Origin of the sequence: Roseibium marinum (assembly GCF_002906165.1) — a bacterium.
GTDB classification, from domain to species: Bacteria; Pseudomonadota; Alphaproteobacteria; order Rhizobiales; family Stappiaceae; genus Roseibium; species Roseibium marinum.
Map to the genome: position 1 here is coordinate 181483 of NZ_PPCN01000002.1, position 14409 is coordinate 195891.

16 protein-coding genes and 1 tRNA gene are annotated in these 14409 nt (G+C 57.0%); 11 read left to right on the plus strand and 6 right to left on the minus strand.

Annotated elements, in window-relative coordinates:
• Positions 1–134 precede the first annotated feature (134 nt).
• A complete protein-coding gene (locus tag CLV41_RS07740; RefSeq protein ID WP_146048533.1) occupies positions 135–1022 on the minus strand; it encodes a hypothetical protein in 888 nt (295 codons plus the stop codon).
• Positions 1023–1373: 351 nt separating this feature from the next.
• Between CLV41_RS07740 and CLV41_RS07745 the strand changes: the two genes are divergently transcribed.
• Both CLV41_RS07745 and CLV41_RS28075 read left to right on the plus strand, forming a co-directional pair.
• Positions 1374–1450 (plus strand) — tRNA-Arg (locus CLV41_RS07745).
• Between the two features lie 228 nt (positions 1451–1678).
• Positions 1679–2506: a hypothetical protein gene (locus CLV41_RS28075; protein ID WP_103221749.1), complete on the plus strand. Its 828-nt coding sequence runs from the start codon at positions 1679–1681 to the stop codon at positions 2504–2506.
• A gap of 42 nt (positions 2507–2548) precedes the next feature.
• Here CLV41_RS28075 and CLV41_RS07755 read toward each other — a convergent pair whose 3' ends face one another.
• Positions 2549–4054, minus strand: a complete 1506-nt coding sequence (locus CLV41_RS07755) for a KAP family P-loop NTPase fold protein (protein ID WP_103221750.1) — start codon at positions 4052–4054, stop codon at positions 2549–2551.
• A gap of 732 nt (positions 4055–4786) precedes the next feature.
• Between CLV41_RS07755 and CLV41_RS07765 the strand changes: the two genes are divergently transcribed.
• Complete coding sequence (locus tag CLV41_RS07765) at positions 4787–5320, plus strand: 2,4'-dihydroxyacetophenone dioxygenase family protein (protein WP_103221752.1); 534 nt, start codon at positions 4787–4789, stop codon at positions 5318–5320.
• Positions 5321–5451: 131 nt separating this feature from the next.
• Here the strand turns inward: CLV41_RS07765 and CLV41_RS27730 are convergent, their stop codons facing one another.
• On the minus strand, positions 5452–5598 hold the full coding sequence (locus CLV41_RS27730) for a hypothetical protein (protein WP_170107144.1): 147 nt from the start codon (positions 5596–5598) through the stop codon (positions 5452–5454).
• Between the two features lie 314 nt (positions 5599–5912).
• The gene (locus tag CLV41_RS07770; RefSeq protein WP_146048534.1) at positions 5913–6452 is read right to left on the minus strand and encodes a hypothetical protein; all 540 of its coding nucleotides are present in this window, start codon (positions 6450–6452) and stop codon (positions 5913–5915) included.
• A gap of 281 nt (positions 6453–6733) precedes the next feature.
• Here CLV41_RS07770 and CLV41_RS07775 point away from each other — a divergent pair, with 281 nt between their 5' ends.
• From CLV41_RS07775 to CLV41_RS07810, 8 genes are all read left to right on the plus strand, one after another.
• Positions 6734–7726, plus strand: a complete 993-nt coding sequence (locus tag CLV41_RS07775; RefSeq protein ID WP_103221754.1) for an MDR family oxidoreductase — start codon at positions 6734–6736, stop codon at positions 7724–7726.
• Between the two features lie 345 nt (positions 7727–8071).
• Complete coding sequence (rpmI, locus tag CLV41_RS07780) at positions 8072–8269, plus strand: 50S ribosomal protein L35 (RefSeq protein WP_103221755.1); 198 nt, start codon at positions 8072–8074, stop codon at positions 8267–8269.
• A 26-nt stretch (positions 8270–8295) separates the two neighbouring features.
• Positions 8296–8655, plus strand: coding sequence for a 50S ribosomal protein L20 (gene rplT, locus CLV41_RS07785; RefSeq protein WP_103221756.1), 360 nt, complete (start codon positions 8296–8298; stop codon positions 8653–8655).
• A gap of 346 nt (positions 8656–9001) precedes the next feature.
• The gene (locus CLV41_RS07790; RefSeq protein WP_103221757.1) at positions 9002–10432 is read left to right on the plus strand and encodes an alanine/glycine:cation symporter family protein; all 1431 of its coding nucleotides are present in this window, start codon (positions 9002–9004) and stop codon (positions 10430–10432) included.
• Between the two features lie 156 nt (positions 10433–10588).
• On the plus strand, positions 10589–11077 hold the full coding sequence (locus CLV41_RS07795) for an MAPEG family protein (protein WP_103221758.1): 489 nt from the start codon (positions 10589–10591) through the stop codon (positions 11075–11077).
• Positions 11078–11082: 5 nt separating this feature from the next.
• Entirely contained in the window at positions 11083–11739 is a 657-nt protein-coding gene (locus CLV41_RS07800; RefSeq protein ID WP_103222006.1) for a 3'-5' exonuclease family protein, read from the plus strand.
• 247 nt (positions 11740–11986) lie between these two features.
• A complete protein-coding gene (locus CLV41_RS07805; protein WP_208987365.1) occupies positions 11987–12319 on the plus strand; it encodes a hypothetical protein in 333 nt (110 codons plus the stop codon).
• A gap of 244 nt (positions 12320–12563) precedes the next feature.
• Positions 12564–12875: a hypothetical protein gene (locus CLV41_RS07810; RefSeq protein ID WP_103221759.1), complete on the plus strand. Its 312-nt coding sequence runs from the start codon at positions 12564–12566 to the stop codon at positions 12873–12875.
• 71 nt (positions 12876–12946) lie between these two features.
• On the opposite strand, the gene CLV41_RS07815 is transcribed toward CLV41_RS07810, so the two are convergent.
• Both CLV41_RS07815 and CLV41_RS27935 read right to left on the minus strand, forming a co-directional pair.
• Positions 12947–14170 carry a multicopper oxidase family protein gene (locus CLV41_RS07815; protein WP_208987366.1) on the minus strand — a complete coding sequence of 408 codons (1224 nt, stop codon included), beginning with the start codon at positions 14168–14170 and terminating at the stop codon, positions 12947–12949.
• Positions 14167–14331, minus strand: a complete 165-nt coding sequence (locus tag CLV41_RS27935) for a hypothetical protein (RefSeq protein ID WP_208987367.1) — start codon at positions 14329–14331, stop codon at positions 14167–14169. The genes CLV41_RS07815 and CLV41_RS27935 overlap by 4 nt, the downstream gene beginning before the upstream one ends.
• Between the last annotated feature and the right edge of the window lie 78 nt (positions 14332–14409).

Consider the following 14409-nt stretch of genomic DNA (forward strand, 5'->3'; position numbering starts at 1 on the left):
CTGACGATAATCAGTTCCTGTCCTGGCCGTCACGTCCTGCCCTTTTGCCTTCAGGATCACCCTGCTTTCATCACGTTTCGCATGAAAGCAGAAAAGTTGATCGATTCCAAAATCTTAAGAAGCTTTCTCCTCGCTCAGTCGAACGCAGGATGCTCCAGTACCACCAGTTGCTCCGGATGAGGGAGCGCGATATGCGGGCCGTCCCGCACCTGCACGAAGCCGCGCAGTTCGACGAACTTTCCCGCCAGTTCCTCCACCTTCCAGCCCGAACGGCCGAGAGCCGCATTGAAGATCGCCTCGTCGGAGGTCTTCAGCGTGGCGGTGAAGTCCGTTTTCCAGTATTTTCCGAAATTCAGATAGCGGGTGCTTTCGGTTTTTCCAAGGGAAACAACGCGCCCCCTCACTATCACATAGTCTCCGGTCTTTTCTTCGATGAGACCCGGCCTTGCGGCAGAATAGACGGGCGCCGCCGTCTTGTCTGCCCACAGGCCGCGATGATCGCGGCGCGCCGCCGTTTCCGCCAGCCGCAGCAGGCCCGCGCAGGCGCTGTCCGCCTGTTCGGGCGCGAACACCGCCGCCCCCTCCATCAGCTGGACGGCCTGCAGAAGCTCTCCCGCGTCTCCATCCCTCAGAACGATCCAGGCCGGCGTCAGACCCCAGCGGTTCGCCGGTCCGTTCGGAAACGCCTCAAATCCGGATACAGCGCCCGTTACTCCATCTGTTCCGGAATCCTCCGGGGCTGGCCGGGGGTCCGGAAAATACAGGTCGCTGGTGAAATAGCGTTGACCCGTCGGAGCGATAAAAACACCGTCTTCCGCAGACTTTTCGATGTTTACAGGAGCGGTGTCCGTGGGCACACAGGTTTCAGCGGCGGCCCGGGCAAACGGCTGATCTCTTTCTTCCGCCTGGGCGGACCCGGCTGCAAGCACAAGTCCGGCAAGACAGAGCACCCACCTCGGGTTTATCCGCCCGCGGCCGCCGTGTCCCGCCCTGGTCCTGCCGCTCAAGCGCCCGCTCGACACCCGCTGTCCTCTCAACCGATCCGCTCGATCAACCTGCTTTGCTGTGTGATCACAGGAAAGCAGACAAGTTGCCCTGGCCTCTCCCCGAGATCCGTCCGCTCAGGCTTGCTCATCGCAATGAGAACACCTTCGCGCACGCGTCGTTCCGCGCGCAGCGGGAAAAAGGCAGTTTCAGGAAAGACTTGCTAAGCAGCGATTAAGGCAAGCCGAAGACACGACGGAAAAAAGGCGCGGCAGAAGGCCCTGGACCAGGGTGTGGTTCTCCGCCGGGCGCCGCGAAACAGCTTTCCAGGCCTCCCTTTGCCGGAGGGCTCGCAATGACAGAAAAATCATGCTAAGCGACCGTTTCGGGACCCCGTAGCTCAGCAGGATAGAGCATCAGATTCCTAATCTGAGGGTCACGCGTTCGAATCGCGTCGGGGTCACCATTTTTTCAATCACTTAGCTCAAATCAGTTGTTGCCTTAGTCGCGCGTTAGTCGCGGTAATCGCTTAGTTATGCACAGGTTTCAATTGTTAGTCGCTCCCAATGTGGGACTAAAGAAAACCCGCCGTTTCACAAAACCGCTGAGCCTGCACCGTGCAGATAAGGGACAGGTTCCTGTTGATGGGTTTCAATCGTTTCGCTACCAACAGTTGGCAAGGTCGGAGTGTTGCATGTTTAGTTTGATCGTATCGGGTGGCCTGACGAACCCACATAGGGACACCATCAGCGCTGGACGTGTTTTCGAACACACTGACGATGGAATCAAAGCACGATATAAGCCCAGCGGAAGCCTGGATATTTCGGCAGTAACGTCATTGCCTACATTATTCATGGAGGAAGGCACCTCAAATGAGGTAGCTGGTATAGGTTGGATATCTCGAATTGAATTGCGGGGCCAAGAATACCATCTTTACTTCACAATTGATCCGGAGCTTCCACTCCTAACCAATGCTGACATTAAAGCGTTAGCTCCAGAACTCGATATGATTGATTGGGAATTCTCGCGCAATCATTGGGCCATCAAAGACGTTGACTTATTCCGCGTACTGTACCGCCAAAAGGTAACACAACGTCCTGCACCAACTGTTTTCCAACTGAGTCAGAATCCAGTGAATCAAAAGCTGATCTCGATGATGATGCCATTTTCATCCGACTTTAGCTTAGCCCATTCAAAGATCAAAACCGCAATTGAAGCCATAGGTTATGAATGCCGTCGTGCTGATGATTTTTGGCTTCATCAACACATTATGCAGGACATTCTCGAGCTAATTTGCACTTCTAAAGTTGTTATTTGTGATCTTTCAGGCAAGAACCCAAACGTGTTTTATGAAGCTGGCATTGCCCATACACTAGGTAAAGAAGTAATCCTCATTACTAGACATATGGAAGATGTACCTTTTGATCTTCGCTCATTGCGTTGCATTACTTATCTAAACAATCAAGAAGGTTGTGAGAAGTTGGCTCTTGAGGTGGTCGACAGGCTTAAAACGATTGCTTAGAAAGAGCCGTACTTCTAAGAGAAGTATGTCTCTAAAGAAATTTTATTCTTGACCGTCGATATTGCTCATCAATCTTCCGGCGCTTCGTACGAACTCTGGATACTGCTTCACTACTGAGCTTGGCTCATTCCCAACAATAGAACCACCTCCGTATAAAGTGTGATACTCTTCAGAGTACTGCCTGCGCACCCAATCTGCCCAAGCACTTCCAAGCTGTTCAGATGTCAATTCTGGTAGATTTTTAGCGCCAGCAGAAACAAAGTACTTAAAAATATTTGCAATATTAACTCGCTCTGGAGCTTGGCCATGTTGGTGGTGCATAGAGTAAGATCTAAAATCCATTTTTCGCTTGCTCTTTTGCACGAGTGTCAAAAAATCTTCATAAATTTCCCTAAGGCTATTGCGGAGACCTAATTGTTGGAAGGTTACCACAATTGGCACTAGCACTGACATTTGTATTGGTAGATGACCGTACGGCCAAACAGTGACGACACTCCGCAAAATATCCATACACTGTTCAACGTCCCGCAAACTCAAATCCAAGCCAGTGAAACAATCAGCCAAGAAGGTTGCTAATCCTTCATCGTTCTCCAACGGAATACGTAATACCTCATCTGACTCAGATAAGGTTTCACAGAGTAAGTCAACGTATTTGTCTATCTCAGGAGGTTCAAATAGGTAGGTGCGGTCAAAAAAGCGTTTAAGATAGCGTTGACTATCAAAGCCATTTCCGTAAATTGCATTGATTGAATGCTGAAGTTGGTCAGTATCTGTTGCGACAATGAAGACGACGTCATCGATTTCAAAAATATGCTTCACACGTTCAAGTAATTGAATTGCGTATATCGGTCGACAGCGGTCAAGCTCGTCAATCAGTATGAATAGAGGCGTTTTCTTGTTTCCACTACTTATCAATTGAATTGTTTTTTCCATCTGTCCTTTAAAATTCTCTATCGCCTGCTGACTTTTTCTAAATTGAGAAAACAAAGAATCGGTTTTACTATTCAAAACTTTAATTATTTCATTAGCGCCTGATTTTCCTGAGGCGTCGATCATTGAGTTTTCGTTTTCTTCAACTTCTAAATTTAGAAATTCTTCAACAGCATCAGCACCGTCCCCTATCGCTTTGTGTAACCAGTGGCGAAATGCACCTTTGGAAATTGCGGTAAGTACTCTTGCTGTATCCCGTTTCATCCTTTGTAGTTGCTGTTTTGCGAATTGATCATCGGGCAAGTGTTTCGTCAATTCAGAATCGGCAGCAGACATTACTGCTAACAAGGGATCTTCAGCGTGATCATCTTTCCAGGCATTTACCGAAACGACTAGGTAGTCCTCTGCGATTAGGTGCTCAGTTAATCTCTTCATAAAAAAAGATTTTCCGCGCCCCCATCCAGCATCAATATTCAGAACATAAGATTTCTTTTGCCCTGATTTCTGTCGTTCGGATAGTCTATTTCTAAGGAATGTGATCAGAAATTTCGCATCATTTTTACGGCTGAGCTTATCTTCTTTCCAGATATCCTGAATTTTCGTATCTAGATTTGACATCTATTCTCTTTCTTTAAGATCCGACGGAATCCGATTTCCGTCAGGACTGTTATTGAAAGAATACATAACTTGGTGCTCGTCTTCACCACAGTTGACGAGAAGATTAAGCCTATCATAAGCAATTCGCAACTCATGGTTCAGAAGCTAACTAGCTAAGATGTTATGTTTGCGTATCCCGAAAACGCTTTAGTTTAACTTCCGTTCACCACCAGCTTCAGGAACATCTCGAAGTTTGGTAGATTGGTTAGGTCTGCCGGCGTCGGCACATTCGAGCCAAACTGCCTAGCGAGAATGCCCGCGTCGGTCGCTCCTACCCTGAACGAAATGAGCGTTCCCACCTTCCCGAAGATGGCCTCAAGCACTGGATCTTCTAATCGCGAGCTATGTTGCGTGGCCATCGTCAAAGCCAATTTGTATTTGCGCATTTCGGAAAGGGCGTCCGCCAACGATTGTGTCGATAGGTTATGGAACTAATCGACCGAGTGCAGAAAAGCTCTCCTGGAAATTCAAAAAATTCCAGTTTTTCCCGTAGAGCCAATACAAGCGACCAGCCTTTTCCCTGTATGTCCGTCGCCGAATTCACGGCCTCATAGCCACGCGCGGGACACTCGAGTATTTTTGCCGCGGAGCTGAATTTTCCGGCCGGGCCAAGGACGGACCGTCCCGGAGTCCATGACCTGGTGTAAGCTCCAGGAAAGAAAATACGGAATCAACCAACCTGGAGGAGGAGACATGTCGAACGAAAATCCGAGCGAGTTCTGGCGAGACATCAAACCGATAGACAAGGTTTTTCAACCCGACGCCCTGCCCGAGGTCTATATGGCCAATGCCGCGACGGAGGATGAAAGATACTATGTGCCTTTCACCGAAACGGTGTCGTCGCGCCCCTTGTGGATTTCGCCGTCACAGAACAAGTGGTGCGACATCCTCATGGCGAAAGGCCCCGGTCTGGTGAACCGGCACTATCACCCGCACGAGGTGTTCGCCTATACGATCTCCGGCAAATGGGGGTACCTGGAACATGACTGGATCGCCACCGCCGGCGACTTCGTCTACGAGACGCCGGGTGAGGGACACACACTTGTCGCCTATGAGCACGAAGATCCGATGAAAGTGTTTTTCCAGGTCCACGGACCCTTGATCTGGCTCGATGAGTCTGGTGAGCCGGACGGCTATTTCGATGTCCACATGTACATCGATTTGTGCAGAAAGCATTATGAGAGCGTCGGCCTGGGCGCGGACGCCATCGACAAGCTCTTTCGTTGACGAACGCCCTGGCATCAAGGTGGGTCGAGTGAGATGCTCTTCGGGCAGGCTGCTCCTGCGTCTGGCCTGCCCTTAGGGTACGGAACCGACGGTCAAATCCGGTGCCGGGTACGGGCTACAGGACCCGCGCCTTACGGCGTTACAGGCGTGTGCAACGTCGTGACGGGGACGCCGGAATTGGTGGTCGCGCCGGTCAGTTCACTGTTCGGATTGGTATGCTTGACTGCGGCGACACCCACGATCAACAGCGCAACGACGGCAAGGCTCCAGAATTTCATCGTGATCGCTCCTTTGAAAGCGCGGCACTGCGGTGCCGCTTTCTCCAAGCCGATTCGATATTCGACTTTCGTCTATATTAGACTTTAGACGAAGGAAACGCAACGACAAGGTATGCTGCAAACGCGCCGCACACGTAAAACGTGTGCGGCCTTCCGCGTTCAAGCCCCGGCACGTGCCGGTATTCGAGAGCTTGCGTAAAGCGAAGACCGCGGTACGGAACGCCGGAAGCTGGCGGAATTCACTGCGCTCTTTCGCGGTTTTACGGCGCATCTCAGCAGGACAGGAATGAGTCCACCCTAAAACGCAAAACGCCTTAACCGTCCGGATTGTCCGCGAAATAATACTCGCCTGTCTCCCGATGCGGGCCGAGTTTCGCGATGCTCCGGCTCCGGATATCCCGGACAAGGCTGACGCCTTCCTGATAGGACACGGGCTCCAGACTGGCACGCGAGCGGTGCGACCATTCGGTGGTCACTTCGAGCAGCACCAGACCGTCGCGGTTCTGCCCCAAAGGCGGCGGCCCGACTTCGCAGGCACGGCCCGAATCGTCGGTATAGGTCGTAATCAGGCTGCGGTAGTAGGCCAGTCCGAACGCCCGCCTGTCACTGTTGCCGGGCTCGCCGGCAAGCGCCTTGCGCATCTTGTCGAGGGCGGCGGCATCGACATTGCCGAAAAACAGGTGTCGGCCGGGCGGCGGGTGGTAACCGATATTGTCTTGCCTGCGGTGCGACTGGGTGAAATGCGAACCGGTGGCGAAATAGACCGTCGGCCGTATCTTGTTCGCGCCGCGAGTGACACCGATGACATGGACGGCAGTGTAATTGCTTGGCAGGTCCAGGCGGGCAGCCGGCATGGCGTATCCTCCCTTTTCGAAAACCACATGATATTGCACTTGGGCAATAAAAATTGCACGGCCAAAATCTTCACGTTTTACGGGAGTCGAAATTGCATGGCAGCACCCGGAGCGGTTCCGCCTGCGGACACCCGCGTCTTTCTACCGACAAGGGATCAATTGACTCCCGTTTCGTCCGGCGGCAGCCTGCCGCAAACGCAAAGCAGGGAACAGGCGGACCGGGCCCGGCGTTGAAGCAACGGCGCCAGGACAATATAAAGCCGCGAAAAGGGAGAGACTTCATGAGCTTCAATGCCCTCATAGTCGACAAGGACGAGGACGGGAAAACCAGCACATCGATCCAGCGGATCGACGAGACCCGGCTGCCGGAAGGCGACGTGACCGTCGCTGTCGAATATTCGACGCTGAACTACAAGGACGGGCTGTGCCTCGGTCCGGGCGGCGGTCTCGTCAGGACCTATCCGCATGTGCCGGGCATCGATTTTGCCGGCACGGTCGAAGAATCCTCCGACGACTGGTACCAACCGGGAGACAAGGTTGTCCTCACCGGCTGGCGGGTCGGCGAAGCCTGGTGGGGCGGCTACGCCCAGAAGGCCCGCGTCAAGGGCGAATGGCTCGTGCCTCTGCCCGAGGGACTGACCACAAGAGACGCGATGGCCGTTGGCACGGCGGGCTTCACCGCCATGCTCGCGATCATGGCGCTTGAGGACCACGGCCTGAAGCCCGGGAACGGCCCGGTTCTGGTCACCGGCGCCGCCGGCGGCGTCGGCTCCGTGGCCACGGCCATCCTCTCCAATCTCGGCTATGAAGTTGCCGCCGTGACCGGGCGCGAAAGCACCTGGGAGTATCTGAAGGCTCTCGGCGCCAGCCGGGTCGTGCCGCGCGACGATGTCAGCGAAACGGTCAAGCGGCCGCTGGAAAGCGAAACCTGGGCCGGCTGCATCGACGCGGTCGGAGGATCCATGCTGGCGCGCATTCTCGGCCAGATGAAATATGGCGCCTCGGTCGCCGCCGTTGGACTGGCGGGCGGCGCCGCTCTGCCGGCAACCGTCATCCCGTTCCTGCTGCGCGGCGTCAACCTGCTCGGCATCGACAGTGTCATGAAACCCTATGACGCCCGACTGAAGGCCTGGGAACGGCTGGCGAAGGACCTGCCGATGGACAAGCTCGAAACCGTCATCCAGACCGCCACGCTGGCAGACCTGCCGCGGCTCGGCGCGGATATCCTGAAAGGACAGGTGAAGGGCCGCGTTGTCATCGACGTGAACGCCTGACCGGTCGGGCGGGTTACGTATCCGCCCGCCCCAACTCACTTTTCAGGATGTCGATCAGGACCCGCACCTTGGCGGCAGGTAGCCAACAGGGCTGTTTTCAGAATGCTGCCGGTATCCGCATCCGAAGCCGCGAAAGGCACCCGGAAAACGCGGAATTGGGTTGCAAATGGCGGAAGGCTCCCATATAAGCGCCCGGTCCAGAGTCGTCCGGCTCGTCGTGGGCCGGTTTTCTGCATTCTGATGCAGACCGTTTCCCGCGACAAATCAAGGGCATGCCGTGTTGGCTCTGAATGCACCAACAAAGAGTGGCCGTTTTACGCGGTCGCACAAACGAAAGGATGCAAAATGCCCAAGCTGAAGACCAAGTCAGGCGCCAAGAAGCGCTTCAAGTTGACTGCGACCGGCAAGGTGAAAACCGCGCAGGCCGGCAAGCGTCATGGCATGATCAAGCGCTCGACCAAGTTCATCCGCAACGCCCGTGGCACCACCACGCTGAGCGCCCAGGATGCCAAGGTCGTGAAGCAGTTCCTGCCTTACGCATAACGCCAGCCCCGAAGGAGATTACCTAGATGTCACGCGTCAAACGGGGCGTAACCGCCCACGCTCGCCACAAGAAAGTTCTGAAGGCTGCCAAAGGTTATTACGGTCGCCGCAAGAACACCATCCGCATTGCCAAGCAGGCCGTGGAGAAGGCGGGACAATACGCCTACCGCGACCGCAAGGCCAAGAAGCGCACGTTCCGTTCGCTCTGGATCCAGCGCATCAACGCGGCAACGCGCCAGCACGGCATGACCTATGGCCGCTTCGTCGATGGCCTGAACAAGGCCGGCATCGAAGTCGACCGCAAGATCCTGTCCGACCTCGCCATCAATCAGCCGGATGCCTTCAAGGTTCTGGTCGATCAGGCACAGGGCGCTCTGGCCGCTTAAGATTTTCCGGCCGGTCCGGATTGTGAAGAACGCGGTCCCCCAGGGGCCGCGTTTTTTGTTTAGGGCACCTTTCGGTCAACTGAAAGAAAAAAGCCCAACATTTTGAGATCAATCAACTTTTGGACCTCCAATCGATTCCGGCCCGAGCTCTGTTGATCTGGCCTCCCGGGCTTGATCCCGATAGTCGGCCCGCGCTCCTGCCGGGATGTGCACAGCCTCAGGCTGTACATCGTGAAGGCTCCCCTTTTTTATTGCCTTCGCCCTGATTTGAAGCCTACCTTCTAATTTCGGCCAAGTTCCGGCTTCCCGTCGGAACCTGGAAGAAAAACAAAGGGAGGCTGGAGCCATGCAGTTTGTCGAATCGTTTTTCGCGCTGATCGGCGATTTTACCTGGGGATGGGCACTCATCCCGTTTCTTGTCGTCATCGGTATCTTTTTCACGGTCATTACCGGCTTCGTTCAGTTCCGGTTTTTCCTGCGCATGTTCCGGGTTCTGTCCTCAAAGAACCAGTCCGGCGATCCCAATGCGATTTCGGCGCGTGAGGCATTGCTCCTGTCCGTCGGCGGCCGTGTCGGCGGCGGCAATATCGCGGGTGTCGCGGTCGCGATCACACTCGGCGGTCCCGGAGCGGTCTTCTGGATGTGGGCGATCGCCCTTGTCGGCATGGCGACCAGCCTGATCGAATGTTCTCTCGCCCAGCTTTACAAGCGCTCCGCCGGAGACGGCACCTACCATGGCGGCCCCGCCCGCTCGATCCTCTACGGGCTGGGCAAACAATATCAGTGGCTGGCAATTCTCTATGCGGTTTGCCTGATCGCCTCCTTCGCCCTCGGTTTCAATGCCTTTCAGGGCAACACCGTGGCGGGCGCTGTCGAGGAAAGCCTGGGCATCGGGCGTCTTTGGACGGGAATCGCGCTCACGGTCATCACCGGCGTGATCATTTTCGGCGGTATTCATCGCATCGCCAAAGTGGCCGATGTGATCGTCCCCATCATGGCGATCGGCTACATCGGCATTGCGCTGGTCATTATCCTCCTGAACTTTACCGAGATCCCCGCGGTGCTTTATACCATCGTCGCGAATGCCTTCGGTTTCGAGGAAGCAGTCGGCGGCGGCATGGGAGCGGCAATCGCACAAGGGTTGCGCCGCGGCCTGTTCTCCAACGAAGCCGGGCTCGGCTCCGCGCCGAACGTCGCGGCGACCGCCGAGGTGCGCCACCCGATCAGCCAGGGGATCACCCAGTCCTTCTCGGTGTTTATCGACACGATGATCATCTGCACCTGTACCGCGATGGTCATTCTGATGGGCGACGTCTATACGCCGGGCGCCGAAGGCGTGGACGGGATCGTGCTGACGCAACAGTCGCTGGTCTCACACCTGGGAGAATGGACCAGCTATTTCCTGGCCGCCGCGATCCTGCTCTTCGCGTTCAGTTCCATCATCTACAACTACTATCTCGGCGAAAACGCCCTGAGTTCGATGACCGGAAACGCCGCGGCTCCGCAGATTCTGCGTGTCGTCGTCATGGGTGTCGTCTTTCTGGGAGCAACGGCGCCGAACGCCACGTCCGTCTTCTTCTTCTCCGATCCGCTGATGGGGATCCTGGCCATGGTGAACCTCCTGGCCCTGATGATGCTGTTCCCGACCGCCAAGCGGATCCTGGACGACTTCAAGGATCAGCTGCGGGCCGGTATCGCCCGTCCGGTTCTGGATCCCGACAAGTTCGCCGATCTGGATCTCGACCGCACGGCGTGGACCGGCAAGGCCCCCGACTGAGCGGGGTGAACGCCAATTGAAAACGCAAAAGCGCGGCCCCCTCGCCGCGCTTTTCTTTTGTGCCAACATGTGTTTCCCTCAGGACATGGATTAAATGCAACCCGTCGGTGTCCGCCCATTTCACTTTCCCAAAAGCAGCTCCCAGTCCTCAAGGGCATGATCACGGCCATCGTCATATGTGGACTGGCGCTGAGCGCCGGGGCGGTGCTGCCGCCTGCAAACTGGCTGCCGAATGACACGACCGGCGAACGGCTGGGCTTCGCGGCCAGATACATTCTGGTGATCAGCGTTTGGCTGCTCATATGCATCGGCGTACTCGCCCGGCATCGCTTCTTTACCCCGGCGGACATCGACGGCAGCGGACTCACCGCGGGCACGGCCAAGGCCAAAATACTTCAGGCGGTGCTGCAGAACACGCTCGAACAGACCGTTCTGGCCGCTCTTGTCTATGGCAGCTTCGCCGCTCTCGCACCGTCGCAGTGGCTTGGCGCTCTGCCGGTGGCAGCGCTGCTGTTCTTTTGCGGACGCGTCCTATTCTGGCACGGATATGCCCATGGGGCCGGTCCGCGCGCCTTCGGTTTCGCGCTGACGTTCTATTCCACCGTGCTGCTGTTCCTGGCCAGCATATTTCTCGCGTTGGTGTGACCGGCATGCCCAACGCCGTCATCTTCGATTGCGAATATCTCACGGCTCCAGGCGCCATGAGCCGTATGTGGGGCGGCCCGCTCGACCCGGACCCTTCCGTGGCCCAGATCGGTGCGGTCAAGCTCTCGCTCGATCCCGGTCATGAGATCATGGAGACGTTTCAGGTTCTCATCAGCCCAAAGGACAGATATGGCCGGAAAACCAAACCGGACCCCTTTTTCACAGAGCTGACAGGGATAGACCAGGCTTCTTTCGACCGGGCCGGCGTCGGTCTGGCCGAGGCCCTACACGGCTTTGAGACCTTCTGCGGAGAAGCAACCCTGTGGTCCTGGGGCAAGGACGAACTGAACCTCTTTGCCATCAGTTGTTATGTCGAGGGCCGCGCTCCGAAAATGCCGATACAGCGGTTCGGCAATGCCGCGGGCCTCGTCTTTCTGGCCGGCATGCCCTATGAGGACCTGGTCAAAACGACCAGCGGCCAGCTGGCGAGCTATTTTCAGCTCGACCGCGAGGAACGGCGCGAACATGACGCCCTCGACGATGCCATGTCGATCGCCGTCAGCCTGCAGCACCTGCTCCGGACCGGGAGGCTCGCGCCGTCCGATTTCCGCCTCCCGCTGGATGAAGCGGACTTGCGCCGAAGGCTGCCCTCAGCTCCGTAGCGCCCGGGTGATAGTCCGTTCAGGCGAGTCGGCACCGGCCCGCAACCACCCGCCGGAAGTTCTCACCGCTATCCCCGAAATGCATTAGTTTTTGTGCCGTTTCGCGGCGTCTTGTTAACTTTTTGAAGAAAGATTGGCGGATTTCCGGGACAAAAGGTTAACGCCTCCCTATATTGGCATGGTGATTGCGACGTTTCAGGCAAGGCTGCGGAATGCGTCCCATTCTGAAACAACGAGGCGTTTAAACGTGCGAGTGAACCCGGTAACTTCGGCAGACCGTGCCAATGTGAGGCGCAAGCGTCCCCCAACGGGAGAGACCGCGAGCGAGCACCAGCCGGATTTTGCGTCCAATCTTCCGGTCCCCGTGCAGCCGGTCCTGGAGCAGGAACAGGCGGCTTTCGCAACCCGCTACTATCCGAACTCGGTTTTCCTCGCGCATCTGATCGCCACAAGGGACAACGACCCGCAGACACGTACCTTCAGGCGGGTGGAGCCCCTGCGCGGCGTCGACAGCTACCGCGCCACCGCTGCCCTGCCGCGCCAGCGCGCCGCGGGCCATCTTCTCAAGACCGAGCGTTGACGCGATAGCGGAAGCCGGAAACTTCCACTTGAAAGTCTGAACCGGGGCCCTTCTGCGGGTTTTGTCAGATAGGCATATCCGGATTCGTCCGTGCACAGATGCACCAGCAGCCTCGTGAAATCTGCCCATTTGTGACGGCCAACACAGTTTCTCCTTGCCGCGACCTCTAAGCTCCTCGTCAGATCCGGGAAACTCCCGGACTCCGAAAGATTGGCCACGGACTGGCCCGCCACGGAGCTTAAACATGCAAGTGAACCCCGTTTCCGCGATCCGCCCCTTGCGCATCCGGCAGAAGCCGGTCACCGCGTCAAATCCGGACAGGGCATCCGCCGCAGCCGCCCGGTTTGGTGAGATCGACGCACTCCCCGCGCATATCGCAGCCACCGCCCTGAAACGCGACGCCCATCACGGCGCCCATTCCGAATACGCCGCGCAGCTTCTGGCGGGCCGCGACGCCTCCGCTGAAACCCATCTGGAACGGCGGCAGCATCTGGCACAATATGCATCGGCAGCCGATAACGAGCGGAAATTCCATTCCTGGTCCGTATCGGTGTGACTTCTTGTCGGAGGCGAGACTTCCTGGTCTCTCGCCGAAGGCAAATGCGTCAACAGAACCGCAGGATCCGTCTAGTCCCCGATCCTCAGAAAACCGGCCAGGCCGGTTTTCTGGTGTTCGATCACGTGGCAATGGAACGCCCAGTCACCGGGATTGTCGGCAACAAGCGCGACTTCCATCGTTTCCTGCGAGCGGAGCAACGCCGTGTCCGTCACCAGCGGCGGCAACTCGCGCTTGTTCGAGCGCAGCAGTTTGAACGAAACGCCGTGAAGATGGATCGGATGATCGTTCGGCGTCTCGTTGCGCAGCCGCAGAATATAGGACTTGCCCAGTTTCAGCCGCGCCAGCGGATCGAAGGGGCCGGGCAGGTCGCCGGGCCAGGCGACGCGGTTGATCGACCAGAACGTATAGCCGAGCGATCCGCACTGGCTCGACTGCGGCGCATCCCCTTCCGGAGACCAGCCAAAGACGAAATCCAGTATTTCCGCATTTTCAAGATCGGGTTCGGCGACAGGATTGGGCGGCAGAGGCTTCAGCTCGCGCAGATCCCGATGAAGACTTGATCCCTTCGGCCGGAACCGGGCCATGGTTTTCGCGCCGTTCGGCCGGTTCAGCACCAGGCGCACCTCTTCGCTCTCATCGTCCGGCACCCGCAGGGCTATGTCGGCGCGTTGACCGGGCGCGAGGATCAGGCCAGATGCCGGAAGCGGCACGGGCAGCGGATTGGAATCGAGCGCGATCACCTGCGCCTCGGCCCCGGCAATCTCATAGGCACCCACCCGGGTGACATCGGTCACCGCCAGCCGCAGCCGCACGAGACTGCCCGCTTCCAGATCGTAAACCGGATCAACCTGCCAGTTGACGCTCGAGACGGTGCCATAGGTTCCGCCGCGGGCGGCGTTGCGGGGTTTGAAGAAATCGATGAACTGGCCGTCCCCGCCGAGACGGAAATCACGGATATTCAGGGGCAGATCCCGGTCGAAGCCAGGGTCCTGCGCCTCTTCCACCACAAGAACGCCCGTCAGCCCCCAGGCCATCTGCTCCAGCGTGTTGCAATGGGGGTGATACCAGAAGGTTCCGGCATCCGGCGGGGTGAACGCGTAGCGGAACGTCTGCCCGGCTTCGATGGGATACTGCGTCAGATAGGGCACGCCATCCATCCGGTTGGCGATCCTCAATCCGTGCCAGTGAACAACCGAAGCTTCCTGAAGCGCGTTCGTAACGTCGATTGTCGTTTTCACACCCTGTTTGAACCGCAAGACAGGTGGCGGTCCATCCGGGGAAAAACTCATCATCCCCGGGTAAGCGTCTCCGGCAGAATGCGATGATCGAGCCCGGCAAGGGTAAGAGCATGGTCGGCGGCCTGCGCCTGACCGGCAGCGAAGCTTCCGGCGGCGAAAGCCGCAAGGCTTGCGGCGCCGCCAAGCAGAAATTCTCGCCTCGAAGGACCGGGCATCTGAAGACCTCATCTCATGCGGGCGCGTCCGGCCGCACTCAACACCCGGATTCCGGATTTCTCAAGGATCAAATTGAC

Coding starts and splice junctions, on each gene's coding strand:
- rpmI (WP_103221755.1), top strand. CDS start 8,072: ATGCCCAAGCTGAAGACCAAGTCAGGCGCCAAGAAGCGCTTCAAGTTG.
- CLV41_RS07790 (WP_103221757.1), top strand. CDS start 9,002: ATGCAGTTTGTCGAATCGTTTTTCGCGCTGATCGGCGATTTTACCTGG.
- CLV41_RS28075 (WP_103221749.1), top strand. CDS start 1,679: ATGTTTAGTTTGATCGTATCGGGTGGCCTGACGAACCCACATAGGGAC.
- CLV41_RS27730 (WP_170107144.1), bottom strand. CDS start 5,598: ATGAAATTCTGGAGCCTTGCCGTCGTTGCGCTGTTGATCGTGGGTGTC.
- CLV41_RS07815 (WP_208987366.1), bottom strand. CDS start 14,170: ATGATGAGTTTTTCCCCGGATGGACCGCCACCTGTCTTGCGGTTCAAA.
- CLV41_RS07775 (WP_103221754.1), top strand. CDS start 6,734: ATGAGCTTCAATGCCCTCATAGTCGACAAGGACGAGGACGGGAAAACC.
- CLV41_RS07795 (WP_103221758.1), top strand. CDS start 10,589: ATGATCACGGCCATCGTCATATGTGGACTGGCGCTGAGCGCCGGGGCG.
- CLV41_RS07800 (WP_103222006.1), top strand. CDS start 11,083: ATGCCCAACGCCGTCATCTTCGATTGCGAATATCTCACGGCTCCAGGC.
- CLV41_RS07765 (WP_103221752.1), top strand. CDS start 4,787: ATGTCGAACGAAAATCCGAGCGAGTTCTGGCGAGACATCAAACCGATA.
- rplT (WP_103221756.1), top strand. CDS start 8,296: ATGTCACGCGTCAAACGGGGCGTAACCGCCCACGCTCGCCACAAGAAA.
- CLV41_RS07755 (WP_103221750.1), bottom strand. CDS start 4,054: ATGTCAAATCTAGATACGAAAATTCAGGATATCTGGAAAGAAGATAAG.
- CLV41_RS27935 (WP_208987367.1), bottom strand. CDS start 14,331: ATGCCCGGTCCTTCGAGGCGAGAATTTCTGCTTGGCGGCGCCGCAAGC.
- CLV41_RS07810 (WP_103221759.1), top strand. CDS start 12,564: ATGCAAGTGAACCCCGTTTCCGCGATCCGCCCCTTGCGCATCCGGCAG.
- CLV41_RS07770 (WP_146048534.1), bottom strand. CDS start 6,452: ATGCCGGCTGCCCGCCTGGACCTGCCAAGCAATTACACTGCCGTCCAT.